The following is a 7,149-nucleotide window of genomic DNA, read 5'->3' on the forward strand; positions in this document are numbered from 1 at the left end:
GGGCAAGACGGTATCTACACGCAGCCCCAGCTGCTCAGGCCTTGTTCAGCGCCTGCGCCTCGGCCAATACGGCCTCCACATGCCCAGGCACCTTCACGCCGCGCCATTCCTTGCGCAGCACGCCGTGCTGGTCAATCAGGAAAGTGCTGCGATCCACACCCAGGTATTCCTTGCCATACAGCTTCTTCAGCTTGATCACCTCGAACAGCTGGCACAGGGCCTCGTCCTTGTCGCTGATCAGCTCGAACGGGAAGCCTTGCTTGGCCTTGAAGTTCTCATGCGACTTCAAGCCATCGCGCGACACACCGAAAATCTCGGTATTGGCGGCCTGGAATGCCGCGTAGTGGTCACGGAAACCCTGACCTTCCGTGGTGCAGCCAGGCGTGCTGTCCTTCGGGTAGAAGTAGATCACCACCTGCTTGCCCTGCAGCGAATCCAGGCTGACAGCCTGGTCACTGGTGGCCTGGGCCTGGAAGTCGGCGACGGGCTGGTCGAGTGCTACGGCCATGGGACGGTCTCCTTACATCGGGTTCTGTGGGCGCCACGGTTCGATCAGTGCATCCAGGTTCAGCGCGTCGGAGAAGTCCAGGAACTGGTCACGTAGCCAGCTGATCTGGGTGCCCGCCGGCAGCGTTACGGTGAACGTGGCGTTGAGCATGGTGCCGCCGGTCTGGGGTGCCTGGTAGGTATCGCAGGTCAGGTTCTCCAGCTCGACATTGTGGTCAATGAAGAACTGGCACAGCTCATTGATGATGTCCGGGCGGTAGGCCGAGCTCACATAAGCGACGTACGGCAGCGATTGCGGGCGCACTTCCAGCTCGGCACTGCGCACCACATTGACCGTGAAGGTGTGTTTCTTGGCCAGGCCAGGCAGCGCCACTTCGAAACGTGCCAGTGCGTCCCAGCTGCCGGCAATCTGCAGTACCAGTGCGCTGCACTCGCCATGACGGGTCAGGCGCGAGGTCACCACCGAGCAGCGATTGTCGCTGCTGGCTCGGCACAGGATGTTGGTCAGTTCCATCGGGTTGGGGCCCAAGGCACTGATGACAAGGAATTGTTCGCGAACGGTGGGGGTGGACATGCAGCATTCCTAAAGCGATGAGTGGTCGGTACGTGACGCGGCAAATGGGCTGGTCGGCGTGGATCCGAAGCTCAGGATCGAGGGTTCGGGCACTGTCGGGGCGCGTTGTCGGCAGCCCGGCGGGCCGCTGTGTATCGATCAAAGAAGGAAGGGTAGCGAAAATGCTCGCTCAGGGGAATGCTCCGCCCGCCTGCTTCGCTTGTGCAAGCCCGATGGCGCCAGTACCATTACGGCTCTCTTTTTCCGGCAGGAGCAGTTTCATGATTGCGGGCAGTATGGTGGCATTGGTCACACCCATGGATGCACAAGGGCGTCTTGATTGGGACAGCCTACGCAAACTCGTGGACTTCCACCTGGAAAACGGCACCCACGCCATCGTCGCCGTCGGTACTACCGGCGAGTCGGCCACCCTGGATGTCGAAGAACACATCAAGGTCATCGAATTTGTCGTCAAGCAGGTTGCTGGTCGCATTCCGGTGATCGCCGGTACAGGTGCCAACTCCACCAGCGAAGCCGTGCACCTGACGCGAAACGCCAAGAATGCTGGCGCCGACGCCTGCCTGCTGGTGGTGCCGTATTACAACAAGCCGACCCAGGAAGGCCTGTACCAGCACTTCAAGCACATTGCCGAAGCCGTCGACATTCCGCAGATTCTTTACAACGTTCCTGGCCGCACCTCCTGCGACATGCAGGCCGAGACCGTGATTCGCCTGTCCACCGTGCCGAACATCATCGGCATCAAGGAAGCCACCGGCGACCTGAAGCGTGCCCAGACCATTCTGGATGGCGTGAGCAAGGACTTCATCGTGCTGTCTGGCGATGATCCGACCGCCGTCGAACTGATCCTGCTGGGTGGCAAGGGCAACATCTCCGTGACCGCCAACGTCGCCCCGCGTGAAATGGCCGACCTGTGCGAGGCTGCGCTCAAAGGCGACGCCGTCACCGCCCGCGCCATCAACGAAAAACTCATGCCCCTGCACAAGGACCTGTTCGTCGAAGCCAACCCGATTCCGGTGAAATGGGCTTTGGTCGAAATGGGCCTGATGCACAAGGGCATCCGCCTGCCGCTGACCTGGCTGAGCGAATCCTGTCACGATACGGTACGCCAGGCGATGCGCCAGTGCGGCCTGCAGTTTTAATTGAGGACGTACACCGCATGAAGCGATTGGCTGGTCTTTCCGCCCTTGCCTTGATCATCTCGAGCACCAGTGGTTGTGGTTGGCTCTGGGGCGAAGAGGGTTACTTCCGTGACCGTGGCAGCGATTATCTGGAGGCCTCGCAAACCGCCCCGATGCAGCTGCCGCCGGACGCGAGCAACATCAAGCGGCTTGATCCGCTGTTGCCGATCCCGCGCAATGTCGCCGACGACAACGTCAAGGGCGAGTTCGAAGTGCCGCGCCCACTGGCGTTGTCGGCCAGCGCCGACATCAGCGATTTCAGCCTGCAGAAGAGCGGTGCCTCGCGTTGGGTCCTGGCCCAGCGTGCCCCGGCAGAAGTCTGGCCAGTGGCCCGGCAGTTCTTCGAGGACAACGGTTTCCGTATTGCTGAAGAGCGCCCGCAGACCGGTGAGTTCAACACCACCTGGCAGCGCTTTGACGAGCTCTCCACGTCCATGGCCAAGCGCCTGGGCAGCGCTGCCAGCAGCAGCGACAGCGAGATCCGTGCACGTATCCGCATCGAGCCGGGTGTGCAGCGCAACACCAGTGAAGTCTACGTGGTCACCGTTGAGCGTCCGGCCGGCAGCACAGCCGATCAGGACTTCCCGGCCCGCGCCGAGAACACTGGCGTCGATGCCATCCTGGTTGACGAAATGCTTGCCAGCATGACCCGCAGCGCCGAGAAAGGCGGCTCCGTGTCGTTGCTCGCGGCCCGTGATTTCGATGCGCCTAGCCGCGTCACCCTGAGCGAAGACGGTAGCGGCAATCCGGTGTTGAACCTGGGCGCCGACCTTGATCGTGCCTGGTCCAGCGTAGGGCGTGCCCTTGAGCAGGGCGAATGGCGCGTTGAAGACATCAACCGCAGCCTGGGCCTGTACTACATCAACCTTGCCGAGAAGGCCGAGGTCAAGAACCAGGAGCCTGGCTTCTTCAGCAAGTTGTTCGGCGGTGCGCCGAGCAAGGAAGAGCTGGAAGCCCGTGCCGAGCGCTATCAGGTTCGCCTGAGCAAGGTCGGTGACAGCGTCCAGGTTACGGTCGAGAAGAACATCAACACGGTTGCCCCGGCTGATGTCGCGCGCCGCGTGTTGACGGTGATCCAGGACAACCTGGGTTAAGTGCGCTTCGCCGTACTCGGGAGTGGAAGCCAGGGAAATGGCACGCTGATCGCCAGTGGTGACACTTGTGTCCTGGTTGATTGCGGCTTTTCCCTGCGTGAAACCGAGCGGCGCCTGGCGCTGCTCGGGGTGTCGGCCGCGCAGTTGAGCGCCGTGCTGGTTACCCATGAACATGCCGACCACGTGCATGGCGTGGGCTTGCTGGCCCGGCGCTACAATGTACCGGTGTACCTCAGCCGTGGCACGTTGCGGGGTATGCGCAAGCCGGTAGAGGCGGCGGGTTTTCTGGCCGCCAACGACACCTTGCAGGTCGGCAGCTTGAGCATTACCGCCGTGGGTGTAGCCCATGACGCGCTGGAGCCGTTGCAGTACGTATTTGCTGATGGTCGTCGCCGTTTCGGCGTGCTGACGGACCTGGGCTCTTACGATGCGGACCTGCTCGAAAGCTACCGGGGCCTGGACGCCTTGCTGATCGAAGCAAACCACTGTCGCGACCTGTTGGGCCGCGGGCCTTACCCGATGTTTCTCAAGCAGCGGGTCGGTGGTCATTACGGACATTTGAACAATCACCAGGCCGCAAGCCTGGTGGCCGAGCTGGGTTGGCGCAACCTGCAGCACCTGGTGCTGGCCCATCTCAGTAGCAAGAACAACCTGCCACAGCTGGCCCGGCAATGTTTCGTCGACACCCTTGGGTGCGACCCGGACTGGCTTGAAGTGGCCAACCAGGATTGCGGGCTCGACTGGCGCGAAATCGCCTAGCCCATCTTACTTAGCAAGCGGAGCCCATCATGGAAAAACGTGAAGAACTCTACCGCGGCAAAGCCAAATCGGTTTACAAGACCGACGACGCCGACCGTTTGATCCTGTTGTTCCGTAACGACACCTCGGCGTTCGACGGCAAGCGTATCGAGCAGCTTGATCGCAAGGGCACGGTGAACAACAAGTTCAACGCGTTCATCATGCAAAAACTGGAAGAAGCCGGCGTGCCGACCCAGTTCGACAAGCTGCTGGGCGACAACGAATGCCTGGTCAAGAAGCTCGACATGATCCCAGTCGAGTGCGTCGTGCGCAATTATGCGGCCGGTAGCCTGGTCAAGCGCCTGGGCGTGGAAGAGGGCACCAAGCTTGAGCCGTCGACGTTCGAGCTGTTCCTCAAGAACGACGAAAAGGGTGACCCGTTCATCAACGAATCCCACGTGGTTGCGTTCGGCTGGGGTACCGCCGAGCAACTGGTGAAGATGAAGGCGCTGTCGTTGAAGGTCAACGAAGTGCTGAACAAGCTGTTCGATGACGCCGGCCTGCTGCTGGTCGACTTCAAGCTTGAGTTCGGCGTGTTCCATGGCGAGATCGTCCTGGGCGACGAATTCAGCCCGGACGGCTGCCGTCTGTGGGACAAGGAAACCCGCAAGAAGATGGACAAGGACCGCTTCCGTCAGGGTCTGGGCGACGTTATCGAAGCCTACGAAGAAGTTGCAAAACGCCTGGGCGTGCCGCTGTAAGGCGGCTGTCTCACGCAAGCGCCTGATAGCACGCAATTTTTTTGAAATAGGGCTTCGCCTTTTGGAAAACTGCTGGTATCATGCGCGCCACTGGAGAGATGCCGGAGTGGCCGAACGGGACGGATTCGAAATCCGTTGTACTGGCGACAGTACCTAGGGTTCAAATCCCTATCTCTCCGCCATTATGTGTCGAAGAAGCCTCCGCAAACTTAGCGTTTGCGGGGGCTTCTTCGTATCTGGCGTTTGGCTTTGCGCCTCAGCCAACCAGCCAGGCGCTACTGCCTTCCAGCAAGGTGCCGCCGTGGCTGGTGCTGTCGCCTTGGCGGGCGACTGCCCGGCCTTCGATGGTGTGGCTCGCAGAGCCGGTCTGGATGACCGCACCGCAGCTGATGCTGTCACCGACACAGGCCACCGCTCGGCCATCAACCAGCATGTTTGAGTTCCCTGAAACGACTTCGCCTGGCCCATGCAGGGGGCAGCTGTGTTTGTGGCCGACCAGAACGATGGGTTTCATGAAATTGGGTCCTTTTCTATTTTTTTGGCGCGGCGCGAGGGCGCGCGAGGCTTTTTCTCGGGGCGTTTGCCCGGCTTGAGGTGCCAACGGTCGGCGTTGGCGAGCAGCCGTTCGCGGACTTTCGGTGGGTAGTCATCCAGAGTTGTCAGCGGTGGAGTGGGTTTGCCCGGCTGTCCGGCTTCACGAATGACCTTGGGCCAGCGCGGGCGCCAGCAGAGCATCAGGCTGAGCCAGTGCGAGCCACCGAGCACGACGAAGGCCGGCCAGACCATCAGCAGCACTACTTTCATCAGCCAACTGCTTTTGCGCAGGAAGCGGCCCAGGCCTTCGAACTGGGCGGAAAAAGCCTGGAGGAGGGAGGGTAGTTGAGTGCTCAGGCGTGGGCGTGGAACCGAGTCGGGGCCTTCTTCCATGTAGCGGCGGATGAACTCCCATTCGTCACGTAGTTCGCTGCCGCCTTGGCCTTGTTTGCCGATGAGGGCCATTTCCAGGTGAGGTAGCCCAGTCTGGCTGGGATGCCATATCAGGCCTAACCTCATTCCGAGGCTCAAGGAGTCTTCGTCTGGGTCAATTGCAGTGCTGCCGGTCGATCTCCAAGAAAAGGTGGAAATGCCACCACAATATGCAGGGCGGTGCAGGTGAACCTGCTGGGTTTTTCGATTGAAGCGAACCAGAAGATGGCGACTGGTGAGCATTTCAAGTCTGGTGAATTGAAAACCGTATTTGAAATAGAAATAGAACAGCCCGGCCCCTATCAGTAGTGTGATCGACAGAAGAAGTAATAGCACCGGGTTGAATGGGTGGCTCCACTGTGTGTTTAGATAAATAAAGCTGGCAGTCAGTTTTACCCACATGACGGCACACACACCAAAACCGCCAACGCTCATGAGCGTTATAAGCCCGCGCTTTTCTTCCATTCCCCCACAGCGTATTTCCAGATAGGTATCGTTAAATGCAAAGACAGGGCCGCGTAGGTGAGGCTTTTCGCTTACGGAGTTGAAGTGGAGTTCAGACGCAATATCGTCCTCGTAGAAATCTTTGTCGGAGCGTCGCTGGGCAGGCGTCTGAAGTGCTTCCATTTCTTGGCGTGTGGCAGCGGATTCTTTTTGCATTTGCCACCAACCCCATTCGATTAGGTACATCAGGTCACCTCTCGGAATGCTGAAAACAGGGCTGGTAACTCATCGCCATCGCTGTAGGGTTTTGAGCTTTTATCTAATCGATATGCACAGCGGTTACACCATTTTTCCAGGGCATCATCATCGAAGATCAAAATGATGATCGTGATAGCCAAACCTATCCAAAATGCGCCTAATACCAAGCGTGCGAGCAACAGGCGCGAAGCTTGTGTCCCTAAACGTCCTGCAACGTGCCCTAAAGACTTTCCAAGGTGTTGAGCGAATCCAGTTTTCCCGGCTTGTGCCAGATGATCAAAAAAAGGTTTTGCGATTGCAACTGCCGTTCCTATTTCTGCGGCAGAGAGCGTGACAGTAGCGACTGCTCGCGCAAAATAGGCTAAGGACAAAATGGCAGGCTTAGTGGGAGCTTGAGTACTGTTCTTGTTTTTAACTTTTTCCAGGTGGTGGGACATATCCACAAAATCCCACCAAGCGAGGAGGGACTGTCAGATTTTTTGTGTGCGGGCCGGTAACGGCCTGCCGTCAGGCAGGCCGTGCTTTTACCAGGTCGGCCTGATAAATCGATCTCCGTACAGAATCGCAAATTGATTCATCGCGCTTTTCCAGTCATGGGCGGCAGAGCCCCAGTTCGCAGTGATATTGCG

The 7,149-nt window shown here is 59.1% G+C and carries 9 protein-coding genes and 1 tRNA gene; 5 read left to right on the forward strand and 5 right to left on the reverse strand.

The genetic code is table 11. The annotated features are described in order from the left end of the window. Positions 1–34: 34 nt before the first annotated feature. Together M5G11_RS25045 and M5G11_RS25050 are read right to left on the reverse strand one after the other, a co-directional pair. Positions 35–508, reverse strand: a complete 474-nt coding sequence (locus M5G11_RS25045) for a peroxiredoxin (protein WP_273909318.1) — start codon at positions 506–508, stop codon at positions 35–37. A 12-nt stretch (positions 509–520) separates the two neighbouring features. After that, the gene (locus tag M5G11_RS25050) at positions 521–1,081 is read right to left on the reverse strand and encodes a glycine cleavage system transcriptional repressor (protein WP_273909317.1); all 561 of its coding nucleotides are present in this window, start codon (positions 1,079–1,081) and stop codon (positions 521–523) included. A 260-nt stretch (positions 1,082–1,341) separates the two neighbouring features. On the opposite strand from M5G11_RS25050, the gene dapA reads away from it, so the two are divergent. The 5 genes from dapA to M5G11_RS25075 all read left to right on the forward strand — a co-directional run bounded on the left by dapA (position 1,342) and on the right by M5G11_RS25075 (position 5,034). Continuing rightward, positions 1,342–2,220, forward strand: coding sequence for a 4-hydroxy-tetrahydrodipicolinate synthase (dapA, locus tag M5G11_RS25055; protein ID WP_273909316.1), 879 nt, complete (start codon positions 1,342–1,344; stop codon positions 2,218–2,220). A 17-nt stretch (positions 2,221–2,237) separates the two neighbouring features. After that, the gene (bamC, locus tag M5G11_RS25060) at positions 2,238–3,353 is read left to right on the forward strand and encodes an outer membrane protein assembly factor BamC (RefSeq protein ID WP_273909315.1); all 1,116 of its coding nucleotides are present in this window, start codon (positions 2,238–2,240) and stop codon (positions 3,351–3,353) included. Continuing rightward, the gene (locus tag M5G11_RS25065) at positions 3,354–4,112 is read left to right on the forward strand and encodes an MBL fold metallo-hydrolase (RefSeq protein ID WP_273909314.1); all 759 of its coding nucleotides are present in this window, start codon (positions 3,354–3,356) and stop codon (positions 4,110–4,112) included. It abuts the gene before it with no gap. Positions 4,113–4,141: 29 nt separating this feature from the next. Beyond that, entirely contained in the window at positions 4,142–4,852 is a 711-nt protein-coding gene (gene purC / locus M5G11_RS25070) for a phosphoribosylaminoimidazolesuccinocarboxamide synthase (RefSeq protein WP_273909313.1), read from the forward strand. A gap of 92 nt (positions 4,853–4,944) precedes the next feature. Beyond that, positions 4,945–5,034 (forward strand) — tRNA-Ser (locus M5G11_RS25075). A gap of 74 nt (positions 5,035–5,108) precedes the next feature. Here M5G11_RS25075 and M5G11_RS25080 read toward each other — a convergent pair. From M5G11_RS25080 to M5G11_RS25090, 3 genes are read right to left on the reverse strand one after another with little or no spacing between them, the layout of a single operon-like run. Further along, on the reverse strand, positions 5,109–5,366 hold the full coding sequence (locus tag M5G11_RS25080) for a PAAR domain-containing protein (protein WP_273909312.1): 258 nt from the start codon (positions 5,364–5,366) through the stop codon (positions 5,109–5,111). Further along, complete coding sequence (locus M5G11_RS25085; protein WP_273909311.1) at positions 5,363–6,508, reverse strand: DUF6708 domain-containing protein; 1,146 nt, start codon at positions 6,506–6,508, stop codon at positions 5,363–5,365. The genes M5G11_RS25080 and M5G11_RS25085 overlap by 4 nt, the downstream gene beginning before the upstream one ends. After that, a complete protein-coding gene (locus tag M5G11_RS25090) occupies positions 6,508–6,957 on the reverse strand; it encodes a hypothetical protein (protein ID WP_273909310.1) in 450 nt (149 codons plus the stop codon). Before M5G11_RS25090 ends, M5G11_RS25085 begins: the two co-directional genes overlap by 1 nt. Positions 6,958–7,149 lie beyond the last annotated feature (192 nt).

Origin of the sequence: Pseudomonas fontis, assembly GCF_028656955.1 — a bacterium.
Lineage (GTDB): Bacteria > Pseudomonadota > Gammaproteobacteria > Pseudomonadales > Pseudomonadaceae > Aquipseudomonas > Aquipseudomonas fontis.